Origin of the sequence: Clostridium sp. MD294 (genome assembly GCF_000364165.2) — a bacterium.
Lineage (GTDB): Bacteria > Bacillota > Clostridia > Lachnospirales > Anaerotignaceae > Coprocola.
On the sequence record NZ_CP097810.1, the window covers coordinates 1,948,669 to 1,968,870 of the forward strand.

25 protein-coding genes are annotated in these 20,202 nt (G+C 31.1%); all 25 read left to right on the forward strand.

Annotated features, from left to right (window positions below; genetic code table 11):
• Positions 1-2 precede the first annotated feature (2 nt).
• The 25 genes from C820_RS09905 (at position 3) to C820_RS10025 (ending at position 20,068) form a co-directional block, all read left to right on the forward strand.
• On the forward strand, positions 3-320 hold the full coding sequence (locus C820_RS09905) for a hypothetical protein (RefSeq protein WP_004034309.1): 318 nt from the start codon (positions 3-5) through the stop codon (positions 318-320).
• Complete coding sequence (locus C820_RS09910) at positions 313-465, forward strand: XkdX family protein (RefSeq protein ID WP_004034306.1); 153 nt, start codon at positions 313-315, stop codon at positions 463-465. Before C820_RS09905 ends, C820_RS09910 begins: the two co-directional genes overlap by 8 nt.
• 99 nt (positions 466-564) lie before the next feature.
• Positions 565-819, forward strand: a complete 255-nt coding sequence (locus C820_RS09915; protein ID WP_004034304.1) for a hypothetical protein — start codon at positions 565-567, stop codon at positions 817-819.
• A gap of 2 nt (positions 820-821) precedes the next feature.
• Positions 822-1,088, forward strand: a complete 267-nt coding sequence (locus C820_RS09920) for a phage holin (RefSeq protein ID WP_004034302.1) — start codon at positions 822-824, stop codon at positions 1,086-1,088.
• 10 nt (positions 1,089-1,098) lie between these two features.
• Entirely contained in the window at positions 1,099-1,902 is an 804-nt protein-coding gene (locus C820_RS09925; protein ID WP_004034300.1) for a DNA-methyltransferase, read from the forward strand.
• 10 nt (positions 1,903-1,912) lie between these two features.
• The gene (locus tag C820_RS09930) at positions 1,913-2,593 is read left to right on the forward strand and encodes a peptidoglycan recognition protein family protein (RefSeq protein ID WP_004034298.1); all 681 of its coding nucleotides are present in this window, start codon (positions 1,913-1,915) and stop codon (positions 2,591-2,593) included.
• A 317-nt stretch (positions 2,594-2,910) separates the two neighbouring features.
• Positions 2,911-3,996, forward strand: coding sequence for a nicotinate-nucleotide--dimethylbenzimidazole phosphoribosyltransferase (gene cobT / locus C820_RS09935; RefSeq protein WP_004034296.1), 1,086 nt, complete (start codon positions 2,911-2,913; stop codon positions 3,994-3,996).
• Entirely contained in the window at positions 3,993-4,541 is a 549-nt protein-coding gene (gene cobU / locus C820_RS09940; protein WP_004034295.1) for a bifunctional adenosylcobinamide kinase/adenosylcobinamide-phosphate guanylyltransferase, read from the forward strand. The genes cobT and cobU overlap by 4 nt, the downstream gene beginning before the upstream one ends.
• A 5-nt stretch (positions 4,542-4,546) precedes the next feature.
• Positions 4,547-5,296: an adenosylcobinamide-GDP ribazoletransferase gene (gene cobS, locus C820_RS09945; RefSeq protein WP_035295547.1), complete on the forward strand. Its 750-nt coding sequence runs from the start codon at positions 4,547-4,549 to the stop codon at positions 5,294-5,296.
• The gene (cobC, locus tag C820_RS09950; RefSeq protein ID WP_004034291.1) at positions 5,293-5,898 is read left to right on the forward strand and encodes an alpha-ribazole phosphatase; all 606 of its coding nucleotides are present in this window, start codon (positions 5,293-5,295) and stop codon (positions 5,896-5,898) included. Before cobS ends, cobC begins: the two co-directional genes overlap by 4 nt.
• Before the next feature lie 77 nt (positions 5,899-5,975).
• Positions 5,976-6,683, forward strand: a complete 708-nt coding sequence (gene purC, locus C820_RS09955; protein WP_004034289.1) for a phosphoribosylaminoimidazolesuccinocarboxamide synthase — start codon at positions 5,976-5,978, stop codon at positions 6,681-6,683.
• Positions 6,684-6,795: 112 nt separating this feature from the next.
• Positions 6,796-7,179, forward strand: coding sequence for an Imm44 family immunity protein (locus C820_RS09960; protein WP_004034287.1), 384 nt, complete (start codon positions 6,796-6,798; stop codon positions 7,177-7,179).
• A gap of 127 nt (positions 7,180-7,306) precedes the next feature.
• Entirely contained in the window at positions 7,307-7,849 is a 543-nt protein-coding gene (locus C820_RS09965; protein ID WP_004034285.1) for a stalk domain-containing protein, read from the forward strand.
• A 31-nt stretch (positions 7,850-7,880) separates the two neighbouring features.
• On the forward strand, positions 7,881-9,314 hold the full coding sequence (gene purB / locus C820_RS09970; protein WP_004034283.1) for an adenylosuccinate lyase: 1,434 nt from the start codon (positions 7,881-7,883) through the stop codon (positions 9,312-9,314).
• Positions 9,315-9,438: 124 nt separating this feature from the next.
• Positions 9,439-9,906 carry a ribosome maturation factor RimP gene (gene rimP / locus C820_RS09975; protein WP_004034280.1) on the forward strand — a complete coding sequence of 156 codons (468 nt, stop codon included), beginning with the start codon at positions 9,439-9,441 and terminating at the stop codon, positions 9,904-9,906.
• Between the two features lie 71 nt (positions 9,907-9,977).
• Positions 9,978-11,372, forward strand: a complete 1,395-nt coding sequence (nusA, locus tag C820_RS09980) for a transcription termination factor NusA (RefSeq protein WP_004034278.1) — start codon at positions 9,978-9,980, stop codon at positions 11,370-11,372.
• An 88-nt stretch (positions 11,373-11,460) separates the two neighbouring features.
• Positions 11,461-11,739, forward strand: coding sequence for an RNase P modulator RnpM (gene rnpM, locus C820_RS09985; RefSeq protein WP_004034276.1), 279 nt, complete (start codon positions 11,461-11,463; stop codon positions 11,737-11,739).
• Complete coding sequence (locus C820_RS09990; RefSeq protein WP_004034274.1) at positions 11,732-12,031, forward strand: L7Ae/L30e/S12e/Gadd45 family ribosomal protein; 300 nt, start codon at positions 11,732-11,734, stop codon at positions 12,029-12,031. The genes rnpM and C820_RS09990 overlap by 8 nt, the downstream gene beginning before the upstream one ends.
• A gap of 19 nt (positions 12,032-12,050) precedes the next feature.
• Positions 12,051-14,156, forward strand: coding sequence for a translation initiation factor IF-2 (infB, locus tag C820_RS09995; RefSeq protein ID WP_004034273.1), 2,106 nt, complete (start codon positions 12,051-12,053; stop codon positions 14,154-14,156).
• Positions 14,157-14,170: 14 nt separating this feature from the next.
• Positions 14,171-14,545 (forward strand): 30S ribosome-binding factor RbfA, encoded by a 375-nt coding sequence (rbfA, locus tag C820_RS10000; protein ID WP_004034271.1) that lies wholly within the window; start codon positions 14,171-14,173, stop codon positions 14,543-14,545.
• Between the two features lie 2 nt (positions 14,546-14,547).
• The gene (locus tag C820_RS10005; protein WP_004034269.1) at positions 14,548-15,507 is read left to right on the forward strand and encodes a DHH family phosphoesterase; all 960 of its coding nucleotides are present in this window, start codon (positions 14,548-14,550) and stop codon (positions 15,505-15,507) included.
• A gap of 10 nt (positions 15,508-15,517) precedes the next feature.
• Positions 15,518-16,423, forward strand: a complete 906-nt coding sequence (truB, locus tag C820_RS10010; protein ID WP_004034267.1) for a tRNA pseudouridine(55) synthase TruB — start codon at positions 15,518-15,520, stop codon at positions 16,421-16,423.
• Between the two features lie 11 nt (positions 16,424-16,434).
• Complete coding sequence (locus C820_RS10015; RefSeq protein WP_004034265.1) at positions 16,435-17,385, forward strand: bifunctional riboflavin kinase/FAD synthetase; 951 nt, start codon at positions 16,435-16,437, stop codon at positions 17,383-17,385.
• A gap of 148 nt (positions 17,386-17,533) precedes the next feature.
• On the forward strand, positions 17,534-17,797 hold the full coding sequence (gene rpsO, locus C820_RS10020) for a 30S ribosomal protein S15 (protein ID WP_004034263.1): 264 nt from the start codon (positions 17,534-17,536) through the stop codon (positions 17,795-17,797).
• 159 nt (positions 17,798-17,956) lie between these two features.
• Positions 17,957-20,068, forward strand: coding sequence for a polyribonucleotide nucleotidyltransferase (locus C820_RS10025; protein ID WP_004034261.1), 2,112 nt, complete (start codon positions 17,957-17,959; stop codon positions 20,066-20,068).
• The last annotated feature ends 134 nt before the right edge of the window (positions 20,069-20,202 follow it).

Below are 20,202 nucleotides of genomic sequence, written 5' to 3' on the forward strand. Positions count from 1 at the left end.
ATATGAGATATGCACAAATTAATAGCAACGGTGTTTGCTTTGCGGAGTCTTTTTTATCTGAAGAAGTAGATGCAGAGGATATGATACTTTTGACAGATGACGAACCTTCTCCGTTAGGGAAAAGGTATGTCAATGGTGTGTGGGAAGAAGTAGAGAAAGAAGAAATGCCACAACCACCATCTGACAGTGAAATCATTATGCAAAGTATATCAGAATTAGAATTACAGAATTTTGAGGCACAGCAAGAAAGGCGAGTGTTAGCACAACAAATGGTAGATTTAGAATTAGCAGTGTTAGAAGGAGGAAATGGAAATGTTTGAGATATTAAAACAAAGATATGAAAGGAATTTTGTGAGAAAAGACCAGTTACAAAGATATGTAACGTTGGGGAAAATTACACAAAAGCAGTATTTAGAGATTGTAGGAGAAAAACAAGAAACAGAAAAAACTGAAAAAGAAGTTTAAAAGAGTTTTAAAAAGCATTAAAACGTTTTTTAACTCTTTTTTTATTGAGATTTTTTGAGATGTTTTTCATTTTAGTATAAGGGAGAAGGGAGGAATAGTATGGAATGGGAAATTGTAACAGTAATGATTGCGTTGCTAGGGCTGATTGCTACAGTCACAAAGCCTATTATGAATTTGACAAATACCATTACAAAATTAAATGATACTTGTGAGCATTTAGAGTCAAAAATGGAGAAATTTGAAAATCATAATCATGATAGTCATGTCAAAATATGGGCACACAATAATAAACAAGATGAACAGCTAGCAGAACACGAGAATAGAATAAGTATATTAGAAGAAAGGAAGGTATAGCTATGAAAAAAATCAACTGGAAGGTAAGGGCAAAAAATCCGTATTTTTGGTTTGGATTGGTGGCGATAGTGTTGGCAGCTGTTGGTGCAAAACCAGAAATGTTTACAAGTTGGGAGATACTCATAACACAAGTGAAGCAGCTTTTTGGTAATCCTTTTGCATTAGGTTGTGTTATTGTGGCAATTGTGGGCTATATCAATGACCCTACTACAGAAGGTATTACAGATAGTAAACAGGCATTACAGTACAGTAAGCCTAAAAGGGATTGAGGTGATATATGTGGATAATATCATAAATTTACTACAGGGGGATTGTCTGAAATTGATGGACAATATACCAGATAAAAGTATTGATTTAATTCTCTGTGATATACCATATGGTACTACAAAATTAGATTTTGATAAACAACCATTACATTTAAACACATTATGGAAACATTATAACAGAATAATAAAAGATAATGCTGCAATACTTCTTTTTTCTGCACAGCCTTTTACAACAGATTTGATTTGCAGTAATCGAAAAATGTTTCGTTATGAGATTATATGGAAAAAAACGCTTCCCTCAGGATTTCTGAATGCTAAAAAAATGCCAATGAGAATACATGAAAATATCTGTGTATTTTATAAACATTTGCCCGTTTATCACCCCAAAATGTATGTATTAAGTGAACACGAAATAAAACAAAAAGGGCTGCAAATAGGGAGAAAACGTGTAGCAAAAAAAGGCATCTGTAAGCAATATGGAAAATATACAAAAGGCAGTTATACAGAAAAAGGAACAAGATACCCTAAAGATGTAATAGAGTTTTCTAATTGGAATGGAGCATTATTTGGAAACACTGAAAATGCTACAAAACACCCTACTCAAAAACCTATTCCTCTTTTGGAATATCTTATCAATACCTATTCTAACGAACAAGATGTAATACTTGATAATTGTATGGGGAGCGGTAGTACAGGTATTGCTTGCATCAACACAAATAGAAAATTTATAGGTATGGAAATTGATAAAAACTATTTTGATATTGCAAAACAAAGAATAGAAAACAGTTTAACAGCTAATACAGAGGAAAAGGATTGAGGTGATAAATATGGAGATAAAAGAAATTTTAGCACACACAAGCAATTACAATGAGGGCAGAAAACAACCCATACAGTTTATTGTAGTACACTATACTGCGAATAATGGTGACAGGGCAGAAAGCAACGGCAATTATTTCAGTCAACCAAATAGAAATGCTTCGGCTCATTATTTTGTAGATGAAAGCAATGTAGTACAAAGTGTAAAAGATAGCGATACCGCTTGGCATTGTGGAGCGAAAAGCTACAAACACCCCAAATGCAGGAATGATAACAGTATTGGTGTTGAAATGTGTAGTGAAAAAGATGACAAAGGGCAATACTACATAAACCAAGCAACACAATATACAGCGATTGAGTTAATAAAGGTGCTTATGGCAAAATACAGTGTGCCTATAGGAAATGTAATAAGGCACTATGATGTGACGGGCAAAATGTGCCCAGAACCTTTTATTAGAAACCAAGTGCAATGGTTAGACTTTAAGCAGAAATTGATAGAACAAAAAGAAGGTGAAAACGAAATGATATATAATTATGTTGATGAAAATATGCCAGATTGGGCAAAGTCAACGGTACAAAAACTGATTGATAAAGGTGCACTAAAAGGAAATGAAAAAGGGGAATTGTTGTTAACTGGTACAATGTTGAGGCTATTTGTAATACACGACAGAATGGGTATATATGACAGATAAGAGGGAAAAATCCCTCTTATATTATATCATAAAAGCCGTCCTGCAACTTTGTTTTTTGTCCTTTTTTTGTCCCTTTTCTATACAAAACAACGCATATATTTTTATAAATTTTAAAATAGTTTATTTCAAAAATGCTTTAAATTCAATAAATTATATAATATTTGTTTCAATTCACAAGTGATATTATATTGTGTATTGAAATAATTTCATTTATAAAAAGCCCCTTATTATACTTATCGGTACAATAAGGGGCTTTTATTTGTTTTTAAATTGATTTATTATATAAATATAAGTATTTTAAAAAGGTGGGCATATATATGAAAGAGATAAAACAAGTGATAAATAATATACAACCTCTTTTTGAAAAGGCAATGAAAGAGGCAAAACAATATCAGGATAATTTAATAAAGCCTATAGGTAGTTTAGGTAGAATAGAAGAATTAGCAATTACTATTTCTGGTATTACGGGAAATATACAAAACAAATTAGATAAAAAAGCAATTATAGTAATGTGTGCAGATAATGGTGTATATAAAGAAGGTGTTAGTACAGCACCGCAAGAAGTGACAGCAGTACAAACATATAATATGTTAGAGGGAATGACGGGTATTTCTATATTATCAAGACAATTAAATATAGATTTAAAAATTGTAGACATCGGAATTAACGGCAATATAACACACCCACAACTTATTTATAAAAAAATTAATTATGGTACAAAAAATAGTGCAGAACAGGAAGCTATGACAAAACAGGAAATGGAAAAAGCAATTTATACAGGTTTTGAATTAGTAAAACAACTCAAACAACAAGGCTATAAAATATTAGGAACGGGAGAAATGGGAATTAGCAATACTACTACAGCAACATCAGTAATTATAGCATTAACAGGCTGTAATGTAGAAGAAGCAACAGGAAAAGGGGCAGGACTAACAGAGGAGTTATTTCAAAAGAAAAAAGAAGTTTTAAAAAGAATATTACAATTACATCATAATATGGATAGAAAAAATGCTTTTGAAGTAGTACAAAAGGTAGGCGGGTTTGATATTGCGGGACTTATGGGTTGTTTTTTAGGTGCAGCTTATTATAGAATACCTATTATAGTAGATGGTGTAATATCCATTAGTGCAGCATTAGCAGCGTGTGTATGTCAGCCTTTGGTAAAACAATATTTATTAGCTTCTCATCAATCAGCAGAACCTGCCTATCATATTGCAGCAGAAAAAATTGGATTACATGCTTATTTTGATTTAGAAATGAGATTAGGAGAAGGTACAGGCTGCCCTTTTACAATGTATTTAGCAGATGCAGCAACGAAAATTATGGCAGAAATGGCGACATTTGAACAGGGGAATGTAGACAAATCAAATTACATAGACATTAGAGAGGATAAAACAATATGATATTAGTAACAGGTGGTGACAGAAGTGGAAAGAGTGCTTTTGCAGAAAATTTAGCAAAAAAAACAGAGGGAAAAGTACTTTATATTGCTACAGCTAAAATAATGGATAAAGAAATGGAAAACCGTATTCAAAAACATAAACAACGCCGTCCACAACAGTGGGATACATTAGAAAGCTATATTCATTTGGGAGAAAAAATAAAAAATGCACAAAAGAAATATCATTGTATATTATTAGATTGTATTACAATGCTTTTAACAAATTTGATATTTGAATATAGTAAAACAGATGATATTGAAAATATGGATTTTATAGAACTAGAAAATAAAATAGTAAAAGAATTAGAAGAAATTGCCGAAGTTTGTAGTATATCAAAAAGTGAAGTAATTATCGTAACAGGAGAGATAGGGCTGGGTATTGTACCAATGGATAAATTAAGCAGACATTTTAGAGATATTATAGGAAGTGTCAATCAGATATTAGCACAAAAAGCAAATGAAGTATATTTTGTAGTATCTGGTATTGCTATGAAAATAAAGGGGTGACTATATTGCAGTTATTTTGGAGTACAGTTAGTTTTTTAACAATATTACCAGTACCTACTTCAAATAAAATATTGCCTCAAGAGGAATTTTCAAAGGGAATATTATTTTATACACTAATAGGACTTTTAGTAGGACTGATTGATTATATTTGTTATGGAGCAATAGTATTTTTTTTCAAAATGCCTTTAATAGGGGCAGTTTTTGCAGTACTTTCTGAAACGATAGTAACAGGAGGGTTTCATTTAGATGGTTTAGCAGATACTTGTGATGGTTTTTTTTCAGCAAGAAAAAAAGAAAAAATGATTGAAATTATGAAAGATAGCAGAGTAGGCACTAATGGTGCATTAGCATTACTGTTTGACATACTATTAAAAATAGTATTTTTGGTATCAATGACAGAAAGTGATGGATATTTAGCGGTATTGCTTGCACCAGTGGCAGGAAAAATGGCAACACCTATATTAATGAAAAGTAATTATGCTAAAGAGCAGTCAGGCTTAGGAAGTTTGTATTTAACACAAAAATATACAAAATATATGATAGCAGCGGTTTTGATAGGTATAGCACTTTTAGCAGGTTTTTTACAAATGAAAAGTATTTTACCTATAATAACAGTATTACTTTTTGGTTTTCTTTTTAGAGAATATTGCCAGCATAAAATTGGTGGTATGACAGGCGATACATTAGGAGCTGGTTATGAACTTTCAGAAATCGTATTTTTAGCAGTAATGACTTTACAAGGGGGAATAGTATGAAATTATATTTAGTACGTCACGGACAAACAGATATGAATAAAGAAAAGCTATATTATGGTTGGACAGATTGTCCTATTAATGAAATAGGAATAAAACAAGCACAGACATTATATGGATTTTTTAAAAATGTGGTGTGTGATAAAGTAATTACAAGTGATTTAAAACGTTCTGTAGAAACAGCAGAAATTATTACAAAAGGAAAAAATATCGTATTAGATAAAAGAAAAGAATTTCGAGAGTTAAATTTCGGACTTTGGGAAGGAAAACATTATAAAATATTACAACAAGAATATCCAGAAGCCTTTGAACAATGGGGAAAAGATTGGAAAAATTTTTGTATACCTGAGGGAGAGGCATTTTTTGCATTTTATGAAAGAATTAGAAAAGCATTGGAACAAGTAATAAAAGAAACGGCAGAGGAAGAAACAGTGCTTTTAGTAACACATAATGGTGTTATGAGTGTTATGCTTTGTGTTTTAACAGGGGCAGGATATGACGGTTTTTGGAAGTTCTTTTTAGAGCAAGAAACCTATTCTCTTGTGTCTGTGACAAAAGGACATATTACAATAGAAAAAATAAATTGCCCTGTAAAGAATTTTTGAAAGTATTGCGGTTCTTTTTTTGTTGTGGTAGTATAAAATAGAAAATTTTGTAATATAACTGCAAAGGGGAGAATGGTATGAAAAAATTAGAAATGCTTTATGAAGGAAAAGCAAAAAAAGTGTACAAAACAGAAGATGAAAATTTGTATATTGTAGATTACAAAGACGATGCAACTGCATTTAATGGATTGAAAAAAGGTTCTATTGCAGGAAAAGGTGTTATCAATAATAAAATGACAAATATTGTATTTCAATATTTAGCAGAAAATGGTGTTGAAAATCATTTTGTAAAAGAAATTAGTGATAGAGAAACACTTGTAAAAAAAGTAAAAATTGTACCATTAGAGGTTATTGTAAGAAATATTGCAGCAGGAAGCTTTTCTAAAAAATTTGGGGTAGAGGAAGGTACACCATTAAAAAATGCAGTACTAGAGTTTTCTTATAAAAATGATGCTTTAGGTGACCCTATGATAAATAATATGCAAATTACAGCCATTGGTATAGCAACAGAACAAGAATTAAAAACAATTTCTGAAAGTGCATTAAAAATAAATGAATTGATGAAAAAATTCTTTATAGAAAGAGATATTATATTAGTAGATTTTAAAATAGAATTTGGTAAATATGGTGATAAAATAATACTTGCTGATGAAGTTTCTCCTGATACCTGTCGCCTTTGGGACGCAAATACAAAACAAAAATTAGATAAAGATAGATTTCGTAGAGATTTGGGTGGCATAGAAGAAGCTTATGAAGAAGTTTGGAAAAGAATTACGTCAAAATAAAACTCCCTTTTAGAAATTATGTATCTACTAAAAATAAGCCTATCAATATACATTATAGGTATTAGGGAAATATATTAAAATACGAAGTATACATCGGAATTTGGAGTGAATTATGGAATTAAATATAAATTCACCTGCCTATTTCAAAGAGCATTATGGTGTTGATGATGAAGTATATAAGTTTTGTCAAAAAGCATATGTTTTTTTCAAGGATAAGGAATATAGCGATATTTTACATATTGTTGGCATCATTCCTGTTGTAGCTCCACAAGAAATATATGATAATGGAAAATGGCAAGAAAGTATCAAATTTCTTTGTAATAAAAGTATTGCTAGCATAACAATTAGAATGAATTTTGAAAATTACTACAAAGCGAATAGTTTAGAGAAAGTAGAGCAAACAAAAGAAATGATTTTGACAGCGATAAAACGAATTAAATCTAAAGGTAAATTTAATTATAATAAATTCAAAAATGATTTATTGTACTTAAAGTAATCGAATTTCAGTTTACGAAGCTATTAAACAAAAAATTCATAATTAGATACAGAAATATGTATTATGTTTCAAGTTTTATTCAATGGAAACACTTTTCTGAAAAAAGACAAATAAAAAGGTGATATTTATGAGTAAAAAAATAGTTGCTGTTTTATTATCTTTTATAATTTTTACTATAAATTGCTATGCAAATGAAATGCAACAGCCTATAATAAATACGGTTACTACAAATGATAATGATACTATATATTTTCCTAAATTTTTATCATTTGAAATAAAAAGTAATTTGTTTTATTTAGAGGGGGACACATTTGAAACAAATCATTGTCCTTATCTGTTAGAAAATGGTATGATAATGATACCTTTAAGAGATTTGTTTGATGTTATTCGAAAGGCAGAAAAAACATATAATTTAACAGCGTGTGATTTAATATGGCATGAAAATACAAAACAAATAGAATGTCATATAGCACAAAGATGTAGTATGATACAAATAGAGAACAGCAAAATTTCATTCAATGGAGAAAAAGCTAGAGCGTTGGAATATCCTCTTGTAAATAAAGAAAATACAATTTATATTTCATTAAAGGATATTGCGGTTATGTTTGGAAATAGTTTTTCTCAAAATTTTTATGATATAGAAAATAATAGATTTGGTGTCTGGGTATAATCATTACTCAAATATGGAAAGGAGTATACAAATGAAACAACAATATCAGTCTCCATTAAATACAAGATATGCAAGTAAAGAAATGTCCCATTTATTTTCACAAGAATTTAAATTTCAAACATGGAGAAAATTGTGGATTGCTTTAGCAGAAGCAGAAAAAGAGCTAGGACTTGCTATTACACAAGAACAAATTGACCAAATGAAAGCACATCAATATGATATTAACTATGAAGTGGCAGAAGCAAGAGAAAAAGAAGTGCGTCATGATGTTATGAGTCATGTATATGCTTTTGGAAAACAAGCACCAAAGGCAGAAGCGATTATTCATTTGGGAGCAACAAGCTGTTATGTAGGAGATAACACAGACATTATTATTATGACAGAAGCAATGAAACTCATTAGAAAAAAATTATTAAATGTCATAAATGAACTTTCAAAATTTGCTTTAGAATATAAAGATATGCCAACATTAGGATTTACACATTTTCAGCCTGCACAAACTACAACAGTAGGAAAAAGAGCAACACTTTGGCTACAAGATTTAATGATGGATTTAGAAGATTTAGAATTTCAAATTAGTAAAGCGAAATTATTAGGCTCAAAAGGTACTACAGGTACACAAGCTAGTTTTTTAGAATTATTTGATGGAGATAAACAAAAAGTGAAACAATTAGATGATATTATTGCCAATAAAATGGGTTATACAAATTATTTTAAAGTATCAGGACAAACCTATCCTAGAAAATTAGATGCTCAAATATTAAATGTGCTTTCTTCTATTGCACAAAGTGCTTTTAAATTTAGTAATGATATTAGACTGTTACAACATTTAAAAGAAATTGAAGAACCTTTTGAAAAAAGCCAAATAGGCTCTTCTGCTATGGCATATAAAAGAAATCCTATGCGTTGTGAAAGAATAGGCTCTCTTGCAAGATATGTCATTGCAGATGCTATCAATCCTGCAATTACATCTTCTATACAATGGTTTGAGAGAACATTAGATGACTCTGCCAATAAAAGAATTAGCATACCAGAGGCTTTTTTGTGTGTAGATGCCATATTGACATTATATAGAAATGTAGTTGATGGTTTAGTAGTATATCCTAAAGTCATTAGAAAACATCTGAATGATGAACTACCATTTATGGCAACAGAAAATATTATGATGGACGCTGTAAAAAAAGGTGGAAACAGGCAGGAACTGCATGAAAGAATTAGAATACATTCTATGGAAGCAGGAAAAGTAGTCAAAATGGAAGGAAAACAAAATGATTTGTTACAAAGGATTGCAAATGATGCTGTTTTTGGCATGACTATGGAAGAATTAGAAGCCATTATGATACCAGAAAATTTTGTTGGTATTGCACCAGAACAAACAGAAGATTATATTAAAAATTTTGTACAGCCTATGCTAGACAAAAATAAACAACTTTTAGAGGAAGAGGGAGAAGAAATAAGAGTATAATATTTTTGTAAATATTTCTTGCATTTAATAGTATAAGGTGCTATACTAAAAGCAGTATCAATAGATTTTTATATCAAAAGAGTGGGTGAAAACCCACTCTTAAATTTTGTTATGAGGTGAGTTTGTGGCAAAACAAAATAATACAGAAAGTAAAGTATTAGCGATATTAGAGCCTATATTAGAAGAAAAAGCATTGGAATTAGCAGATTTAGAATTTGTAAAAGAAGGCCCTAATTGGTATTTAAGAGTATATATAGATAAAGATGGTGGTGTTACCATTGAGGATTGCGAAAATGTAAGCCGCATTTTGGAAAAAAAATTGGACGAGACAGACCCTATTGAGCAGGCTTATATATTAGAAGTAAGTTCTCCAGGCATTGACAGACCATTGAAAAAACCAGAACATTTTGAAAAATATATTGGAGAAATCATTGACATAAAATTGTATAAACCATTAGAAGGCAAAAAAGAATATCAAGGAGAATTAAAACAATTTAATGATGGTGTAATTACCATAATAGAAGAAAATGGAACAGAAAAGCAGTTTGTACAAAAAGAAACGGCAAGTGTTCGTTTAGCAGTCATATTTTAGTTTACTGTCCGTTGTGAATGTATTTTTGGAACACAAAAATACAAATAGTATAAAAAGGAGAAATTAAAAAAATGGATAGAGTAGAATTTATAAATGCGTTAAACCAAATTGAAAAGGAAAAAGGCATTGATAAAGAAGTGATATTTGAAGCGATAGAAACTTCTCTTGTATCAGCTTGTAAAAAAAATTTTGGTACAAGTCAAAATATAAAAGTTGTAATTAACCGTGAAACAGGAGATGTTTCTTGTTATGCACAAAAAGAAGTAGTGGAAGAAGTAGAAGACAAAATGCTTCAGATTTCTTTAGAAGATGCAAGAAATATCAATCCTTATTTTATTATAGGTGATATTATTGATATTGAAGTAACACCAAAGAATTTTGGCAGAATTTCAGCACAAACTGCGAAACAAGTAGTAGTTCAAAAATTTAGAGAAGCAGAAAGAGAAATACTTTATAATCAATACATTACAAAAGAAAAAGATATTATGACAGGCATTGTACAAAGACGAGAAAGAAAAAATGTGATTGTACAATTAGGAAAAATTGATGCGATATTAACACCAAATGAGCAAATTCCTTTTGAAGAATATAATTTTATGGATAGAATAAAAGTTTATGTTTTAGAAGTAAAACAAAGTACAAAAGGCCCTCAAATTTATGTTTCTAGAACACACCCAGAATTAGTAAAAAGACTTTTTGAACAGGAAGTGCCAGAAGTATATGATGGAACTGTAGAAATAAAAAGTATTGCAAGAGAGGCAGGCTCTAGGACAAAAATTGCAGTTTACACAAAAGATAAAAATGTGGATGCTTTAGGGGCTTGTGTAGGGCAAAATGGTTATAGAGTAAATGTTATTGTAAATGAATTACATGGCGAAAAAATAGATGTTATTAACTGGAGTGAAGACCCTAAAGAATTTATTGCAGCAGCATTAAGTCCTTCTAAAGTAGTAGCTGTTGCTATCAATGAACAAGAACAAAGTGCAAAAATTGTGGTACCTGACCATCAACTTTCACTTGCAATAGGAAAAGAAGGACAAAATGCAAGACTTTCTGCAAAATTGACAGGCTGGAGAATTGATATTAAAAGTGAAACACAGGCAAGAGAAACAAACTTTTTAGAACAAGAAAATGAATTAAAATGTAATAAAGAAGAAAGTGAACAAGAAAGAATGTTACGTTTGTGTCAAGAGGCTTTTGCAGATTTAGAAGAACCAGAAGAAGAAACTTCTGAGGATTTTGAACAAAAACAAGAACAAGAAATAGAAGAAGTAAAAGAAATAGAAGAAATAAAAGAAATAGAAGAAGTAGAAGACATAGAAGAAATGTATGATGAAACAGAATATGATATGAAAAAGCTTGCTTGTTCTATATGCGGCCATGTATGTGAAGGCGGTTTTATACCAAAACAATGCCCTACTTGTGGAGCAGATACAGATGAATTTATGGAGCAATTTGAGGAATAACAACAATAATAATGATAATAAAATTTTTATTACAGCAAAATTCTTTGTAAGGCTTTCTTTCTAGAAAGCATGAAAGGAGGTTTTATTTATGAAACAAAGAAAAATTCCATTAAGAAAATGTACTGGCTGCCAAGAAATGAAAAATAAAAAAGAAATGATACGAATTGTACACAATGAGCAAGACGAGTTTTTTCTGGATACAACAGGAAAAAAACCAGGACGTGGTGCATATATCTGTCCTAATATAGAATGTTTAGAAAAAGCACAAAAATCAAAAGGATTAGATAGGTCTTTCAAAAAAGCTGTACCTAAAGAGGTTTATGAACAATTAGCAAAACAATTGTGTGGTGAGATAAAAAATGGATAAAATATATTCTTTTTTAGGACTTTGTCAAAAGGCAGGTAAAGTAGTTTCTGGTGAAGTTGGTTGTGAAATAGCAGTCAGAAATAAAACAGCGAAATTACTTTTATTAGCAGAAGATGCCTCAGAAAATACCCAAAAAAAATTTCAAAATAGTGCTGCTTATTATCATATTCCAATTTTGGTATTAGGTTCTAAACAAAGAATTGGTATGGCATTGGGAAAAGAAAGCAGAGCTATAATAGCAATAACAGAAGAAGGATTTGCAAAAAGTATATTACAAAAAATAGAACAATAAAATTATTGGAGGTGGAGCAATGCCTAATATTAGAATTTATGAGCTTGCAAAAATGTTAAAAATAGAAAATAAAGAATTGATTGAAAAATTGAAAGAATTGGGTATTGAAGTAAAAAGTCATATGAGCGGTTTAAAAGAAGAAGATGCAGCAGTTGTAATGGAAGTTTTTGGATTACAACAAAATGAGGATATTATTATCGCACAAGAGAAAACAGTAGAAGAACAAAAAGAACAAAAAATTACTGTGGAACAAACACAAGAGTATCAAAACAATAAAAAGGGGAAACATAAAAAAGAAAAAAATCAGAAACAGGATTTTCATACAACAGAACAAAAACAATATGCTATAGAAGAAAAAATAGAAGAAGATGTAACAGTAAAATATATCAGTGAAAATCCAACTGTAAAAGAACTTGCAGAAGTGCTTGATAAAAATGCGTCAGAAATTGTAAAATCTCTTATGAAAAAGGGCATTATGGCAGCTATTAACCAAAATATTGAGTTTGATATGGCGGTTACTATTGCAGAGGAATTTGACATTATATTAGAAAAAAAAGAAGAAAAAGATATTATGGAAGAAGTATTTGGGCAAGAGGAAGAAGACAACGAGAAGGATTTAAAAGAAAGACCTCCTGTTGTAGTTGTTATGGGACACGTTGACCATGGTAAAACTTCTCTTTTAGACTCTATTCGTCACAGTAGTGTAACAAGCAATGAAGCAGGTGGTATTACACAGCATATAGGTGCTTATACTGTACAGATTGATGGAAAACCAATTACTTTTTTAGATACACCAGGACATGAAGCATTTACTGCTATGAGAATGAGAGGAGCACAAATTACAGATATTGCTGTATTAGTTGTAGCAGCAGATGATGGTGTTATGCCTCAAACAATAGAAGCTATTAACCATGCTAAAGCAGCAGGTGTAGAAATTATTGTTGCTATCAATAAAATGGATAAACCATCTGCAAATCCAGATAGAGTAAAACAGGAATTGACAGAATATGGCCTTTTGGCAGAAGATTGGGGAGGAGAAACGATTTGTGTTCCAGTTTCTGCTGTAAATAAAGAAGGTATTGACCAACTTTTAGAAATGATTACATTAGTTGCAGAAATGAAAGAATTAAGAGCTAATCCTAATAAAAAAGCAAGAGGTGCTATTGTAGAAGCACAGCTTGACAAAGGTAGAGGCTCTGTTGCTACTGTATTGGTACAAAATGGTACACTTCATGTAGGTGACCCTATTGTGGCAGGCAGTGCTTATGGCAAAATTAGAGCAATGACAGATGATAAAGGTAGACGTGTAAAAAAAGCAGGCCCTTCTACACCTGTAGAAATTTTAGGCCTTTCAGAAGTACCTACAGCAGGCGATACTTTTTATGTAGCAGAAAATGAAAAACAAGCAAGACAAGTAGCAGAAAGTATTATCGCAAAAAATAGAGAAAATTTGATAAAAGATACGCCACAAAAAGTATCTCTTGACGATTTGTTTACACAAATACAGTCTGGAAATGTAAAAGACTTAAATATTGTAGTAAAGGCAGACGTACAAGGTTCTGTTGAGGCAGTACGTCAAAGTTTAGAAAGACTTTCTAATGAAGAAGTACGTATTCGCATTATTCATGGTGGTGTAGGTACAATTACAGAGTCTGATGTTATGCTTGCTTCTGCATCAAATGCTATTATTATTGGTTTTAATGTACGTCCTGAACCTGCTGCAAAATTATTTGCAGATGAAGAAAAAGTCGATGTTCGTCTTTACAGAGTAATTTATAATGCTATTGAAGATATTACAGCAGCTATGAAAGGTATGCTTGACCCAGTATACGAGGAAAAAGTATTAGGTCATGCAGAAATTCGCCAACTCTTTAAAGCTTCTGGTGTAGGCAATATTGCAGGTAGTTATGTATTGGACGGAAAATTCGAAAGAAATTGTCAGGTTAGAATTACAAGAGATGGTATTGTAGTATTTGAAGGAGAATTAGAAAGCTTAAAGCGTTTTAAAGATGATGTAAAAGAAGTTGCTGCAGGATATGAATGTGGTCTTGTATTTAAAAAATTTAATGACATTAAAGTAGGCGATTTTGTAGAAGCCTTTAAAATGGTAGAAGTACCAAGATAAATAGGAGAAAAATTATGAAAAATAATAACAGAATTTCTCGTATTAATGATGAAATTATGAAAGAACTTTCTCAAATAATACGTTTTGAAGTAAAAGACCCTCGTATAAATGCTATGACAAGTGTAATACGAGTGGATACTACTGCAGATTTAAAATATTGTAAAGTATTTGTATCTGTATTAGGACAAGAAGAAGAAAAACAAAATGTAATGAAGGGATTAAAAAATGCAAGTGGTTTTATAAGACATTTGATAGCAGAAAGAGTGAATTTACGTTTTACACCAGAGTTGCAATTTAAATTAGATGAAACAACAGAATATGCTATTCATATGAACCAGCTTATGGAACAAGTTGCAAAAGAGAGAGAAGCAAGGGAAACTGGTGAATAAAAATGAATAACACATTTGAACAAATAAAAGAAGCATTACAACATTGCCAAAATATCGCCATTGGGGGACATCAAAACCCCGATGGTGATGCAGTAGGTGCTTGTTTTGCTCTTGCCTATGCTTTACAAAAACAAGGAAAAAATGTATCTGTAGTTTTAGAGGAATTTTCAAATAAATATGATATAATTGCAGATAAAAATTTATTATTACCAATAGAAAAATATACTGATACAGTATTTGATGCTTTTATAGCATTAGATAGCGGAGATAAACAACGCTTAGGAGAGGCACAGCAAATTTTTGATAAAACAAAACAGAAAATAAATATTGACCATCATATTAGTAATACTTATTTTGGTGAGTATAATTATGTAAATAGTGATGCTTCTTCTACTTCTGAAATTATATATCAGTATTTAAGAGATGATACTGTATTAAATCAAAAGATTGCCTCAGCACTTTATGCAGGAATACTCTATGACACAGCAGGATTTCGCCATAGTTCTACAACGCCTATAACAATGACAGCAGCAGCAGAACTAATGACGTATTCTATTCCAGCAAATAAAATTTATACTACATTTTTTGACAATAGAACTTTTTCAGAATTAAAGCTATTAGCTAAAGCATTTGAAAAAGCAGAAAGATATTTTAATGGAAATGTCATTTATACTTTTTTGACACAAAAAGACATTGAACAATGTCATGGTACGAGCAAAGAAGTGGATAGCATTGTTAATTTTATAAAAGGGGTAGAAGGCATTAAAATTGCTTGCTTTATTTATCAAAAAGGAGAAAATGAAGTAAAAGCAAGTTTTAGAGGAGAAGACGGATTTGACGTTTGCAAATTAGCCCAAAGCTTTGGTGGAGGCGGTCATGTCAAAGCAGCAGGCTGTACCATTTACAGTACAATAGAACAGGCATGGCATGATATACAGTTAAAAATGTCTGAGTTATTTTAAGGGGAATAGTATGGACGGTATTTTCAATATTTATAAACAAAAGGGATTTACATCTCATGATGTTGTTGCAGTAGTGCGTAAAATAATACAACAAAAAAAAGTAGGACATACAGGCACATTAGACCCTGATGCAGAAGGCGTTTTGCCTATTTGCGTAGGAAAAGGTACAAAATTAGCTGATTATATTATGAATGGCAAAAAAAGTTATAGAGCTGTTGTAGTATTGGGCATAACTACAACAACACAAGATGCTTCTGGTGAAATATTACAAAAAAAAGAAGTTATATTTGAACAACAGAAAATAGAACAAGTAGTACAATCTTTTTTAGGTACTTATTATCAAACGCCTCCTATGTATTCTGCAATTAAAGTAAATGGTAAAAAATTATATGAATTGGCAAGAGAAGGAAAAGAAATAGAAAGAAAACAAAGAGAGATTACAATATTTGATATTCATATTACGAAATTTATGCCACCTGACCAATTTGAAATAGATGTTGTTTGTTCAAAAGGAACTTATATTAGAACACTTTGTGCAGATATTGGCGAAAAATTAGGTTGTGGTGCATATATGAGTTCTCTTTTGAGAACTTCTTCGGGTATGTTTTCATTAGACACTGCTATTACATTGGAACAATTAAAAGAATTAGCAGAAAAAAATCAGTTACAAAAAGCATTACTTCCTTTGAATACTGTGTTAGAAAAATATAACAGTATTGTAGTATCTCAAAAGGCAAATATACTATTGTACAATGGAAATAAAATTTATGAAGCTTTTTTTGAAAAAATAAAAGGAAATATTACAAAAGGACAAATTGTGATAGGATATGACAGTAATAATACACTAATTGGTATATATGAAATCATAACAGAAAAAAATGGGCTATGTATGAAGCCTTTAAAAATATTACTTTAAAGGAGTCAATCATGAAACATATAACAGATACAAATATTACACAGCAACAGCCTACAGCAGTTACAATAGGCAATTTTGACGGCTTGCATATGGGACATAGAGCTTTAATTCGTTTGACAAAACAGTTTGCAAAAGAAGAAGATTTAAAAAGCGTTGTATTGTCTTTTTCTCCTCACCCTATGTTTGTATTTGGAAGAAAGCCAGATTTTGCACTTGTTATGGCACCTTCTGAAAAAGAATATATGATGAAAAAAATGGGAGTAGATATTTATATTGAATATCCTTTTAATAAAGAATTTTCCTCTATGACACCTGAAGAATTTGCTTGTAATTTGATATTTGAACAATTAAATTGTAAAGTGCTTATTGTAGGAGAAAATTACAAATTTGGAAAAAATCAATCTGGAGATTATGAACTTTTAAAAGTTCTAGGGGAGCAAAGAGGTGTAAAAGTAATTTATGTACCTTCTGTATTATTTGAAGGAGATAGAGTAAGCAGCACAAGAATACGCCAATGTTTAAAAGATAAAAATTTAGAAGAAGCAAATCGTATGTTAATCTCTCCTTATTTTATATTAGGAGAAGTAGCACAAGGGAAAAAATTAGGCAGAACAATAGGATTTCCTACTGTCAATATTAAAGCACATACTAAAAAATTGTTTCCACCTAATGGTGTTTATGCTACGCAAACGCTTCATGATGGCAAACTATATTATGGTGTAACAAATATTGGTAGAAATCCTACAGTTGATGGAACAACAAAAGTAGTAGAAACATATCTTTTTGATTTTAAAAAAATGGTTTATGGAGAAACAATACAAACCTATTTTTTTAAATTTATAAGAGAAGAACAGAAATTTCCTTCTGTAGAAGCATTAAGAGAGCAAATGGAAAGAGATGCAGAAAGTGCAAAAAAATATTTTGCTTCTAAAGAATATGATTTTTGGCGTGAAAAACAGTGATATTTATACAAACAGACTTGTCAAGCATTAAAAAATGTGATACACTAAAGAGGCTGTAAAACCAATGCCCAGTATTTGGAAGCTCCGACCATTTACTTAGCGTTTGGGGATACGAAATATTATTATTATTTTAAGGAGGCTTTTTATTATGCCAGCAATTAACAAACAAGAAATTATACAAAAGTATGGAAGAACACCATCTGATACAGGTTCACCAGAAGTACAGATTGCGTTGTTAACAGCAAGAATTACATTGTTAACAGACCACTTAAAAACACATAAAAAAGACCATCATTCTAGACGTGGTCTTTTGAAAATGGTTGGTCAAAGACGTGGTCTTTTGAATTACTTAAAAGATAATGATATTGAAAAATATCGTGAATTGATTAGTAATTTAGGATTAAGAAAGTAAAAAATAACAAGAGTAGAGAGGAGAATTTTTCCTCTCTATTCTATTATCAAAACAAAAAGCGTCACTATAGATTTCCAGCTTTGCAAACATATTGTGTTTTATGTTAATAAAGCTGAAGGTCTATAGTGCGAAAAAAGATTTATGTAAAGGAGATTTTTTATGTATAGAAGCTATACTATGGAATTAGCAGGCAGAACATTGACTGCTGAAATTGGCAGAGTAGCAGAATTAGCAAATGGTGCTGTATTACTTCGCTATGGAGAAACTGTTGTATTAGTAACAGCAACTGCATCTGAAAAACCAAGAGAAGGTATTGACTTTTTTCCATTGAGTATTGATTATGAAGAAAGACTTTACTCTGTGGGAAAAATACCAGGAGGATTTATTAAAAGAGAAGGAAGACCTTCTGAAAAAGCAATATTGACTTCTAGGTGTATTGATAGACCTATGAGACCCCTTTTTCCAAAAGATTATAGAAATGATGTTAGCATTGTCGCTACAGTAATGGCGGTAGACCAAGACTGTTCACCAGAGGTAACTGCTATGATTGGTGCAGCTTTGGCATTAAATATTTCTGATATACCATTTACTGACCCTGTAGGTTCTGTTAATATTGGTTATTGTGATGGGGAGCTTGTTGTCAATCCTACAGCAGAACAAAAAGAAACAACACTTTTATCATTAACAGTATCTTCTAAAAAAGATAAAGTAATGATGATAGAAGCAGGAGCTTATGAAATTCCAGATGATTTAATGATGAAAGCAATTCGTCTTGCACATGAAGAAAATGGAAAAATTGTAAAATGGATAGAAGAAATTGTTGAAAAAGAAGGAAAAGAAAAAGCACCTTATGAAGAACATATTATTCCAGAAAACGTATATAATATCATTCGTGAATATATTACAGATGCTCGTATGGAAGAAGCAGTTTATGCAGAAAAGAAACAAGATAGAGATGCCAAAATAAAAGCAATTACAGAAGAAGTCAATGAAAATCTTACAGAAAAATTGATAGAAGAAGTAGGAGAAGAAACAGATATTGTTACATTAATTGATGAAACAATATATAAATTTGAAAAAAATACAGTAAGAAGAATGATATTGAGAGAGCATAAACGTCCTGACGGTCGTGGCATTGAAGAAATAAGACCTCTTTCTGCAGAAGTGGATGTTTTACCAAGAGTACATGGCTCTGCTTTATTCTCAAGAGGACAAACACAAGCACTAACTGTTACAACATTAGGTGCAATTGCAGAAATGCAAAAGTTAGATGGATTAGATGAAACAGAAACTTATAAAAGATATATTCATCACTATAATTTCCCTGGATTTTCTGTAGGGGAAGCAAAATCTTCCAGAGGGCCAGGACGTCGTGAAATTGGACATGGTGCTTTAGCAGAAAGAGCATTGTTACCAGTTATTCCAAGTGAAGAAGAATTTCCATATGCAATTAGATTAGTTTCTGATATATTGAGTTCTAATGGCTCTACTTCCCAGGCAAGTATATGTGGTTCAACATTATCTCTTATGGCAGCAGGCGTGCCTATTAAACGTCCTGTAGCAGGTATTTCTGTTGGTCTTGTAACAGGAGAAACAGATGACGATTTTATAGAAATTACAGACATTCAAGGATTAGAAGACTTCTTTGGAGATATGGACTTTAAAGTGGCAGGAACACATAAAGGTATTACAGCAATTCAAATGGATATGAAAATAAAAGGCTTGACATTTGAAATGATTGAACAGGCTTTTGCACAAACAGGTAGAGCAAGAGCTTATATATTAGATGAAGTTATGACAAAAGCGATTGCAAAACCTAGAAAAGAACTTTCTCCATATGCTCCTAAAATTGCAACTATGACTATTGATGTGGATAAAATTGCAGAAGTGATTGGAACAAGAGGAAAAGTAATTAAAAAAATTATAGAAGAAACAAACTGTGAAATTGATACAGAAGACGATGGCAGAATATTTATAAAAGGTAAAAATACAGATGATATTCAAAAAGCGATTGAAATGATTACTGGTATTGTAATGGAACCAGAACCAGGTAAAACATATAAAGGAACTGTAACGAGATTGATGGCATTTGGTGCTTTTGTTGAGATTGCACCAGGAAAAGAAGGACTTGTTCATATTTCAAAATTATCTCCACAAAGAGTAGCAAAAGTAGAAGATGTTGTTTCTGTAGGAGATGCGGTAAGAGTAAAATTACTTGAAATAGATAGTCAAGGTAGATTAAATCTTTCTGTAAAAGATGCAGATAAATAATAGATAGTGACATAACAACGATAGGGCTGTACACAAAATGACAGAGTATTACTGTCTATTGTTGCAGTCCTATTATTATGTATAAATATTAAAAAAATGCCTATGCTAATGCTAATTCGTTTTGATGGGAGAAT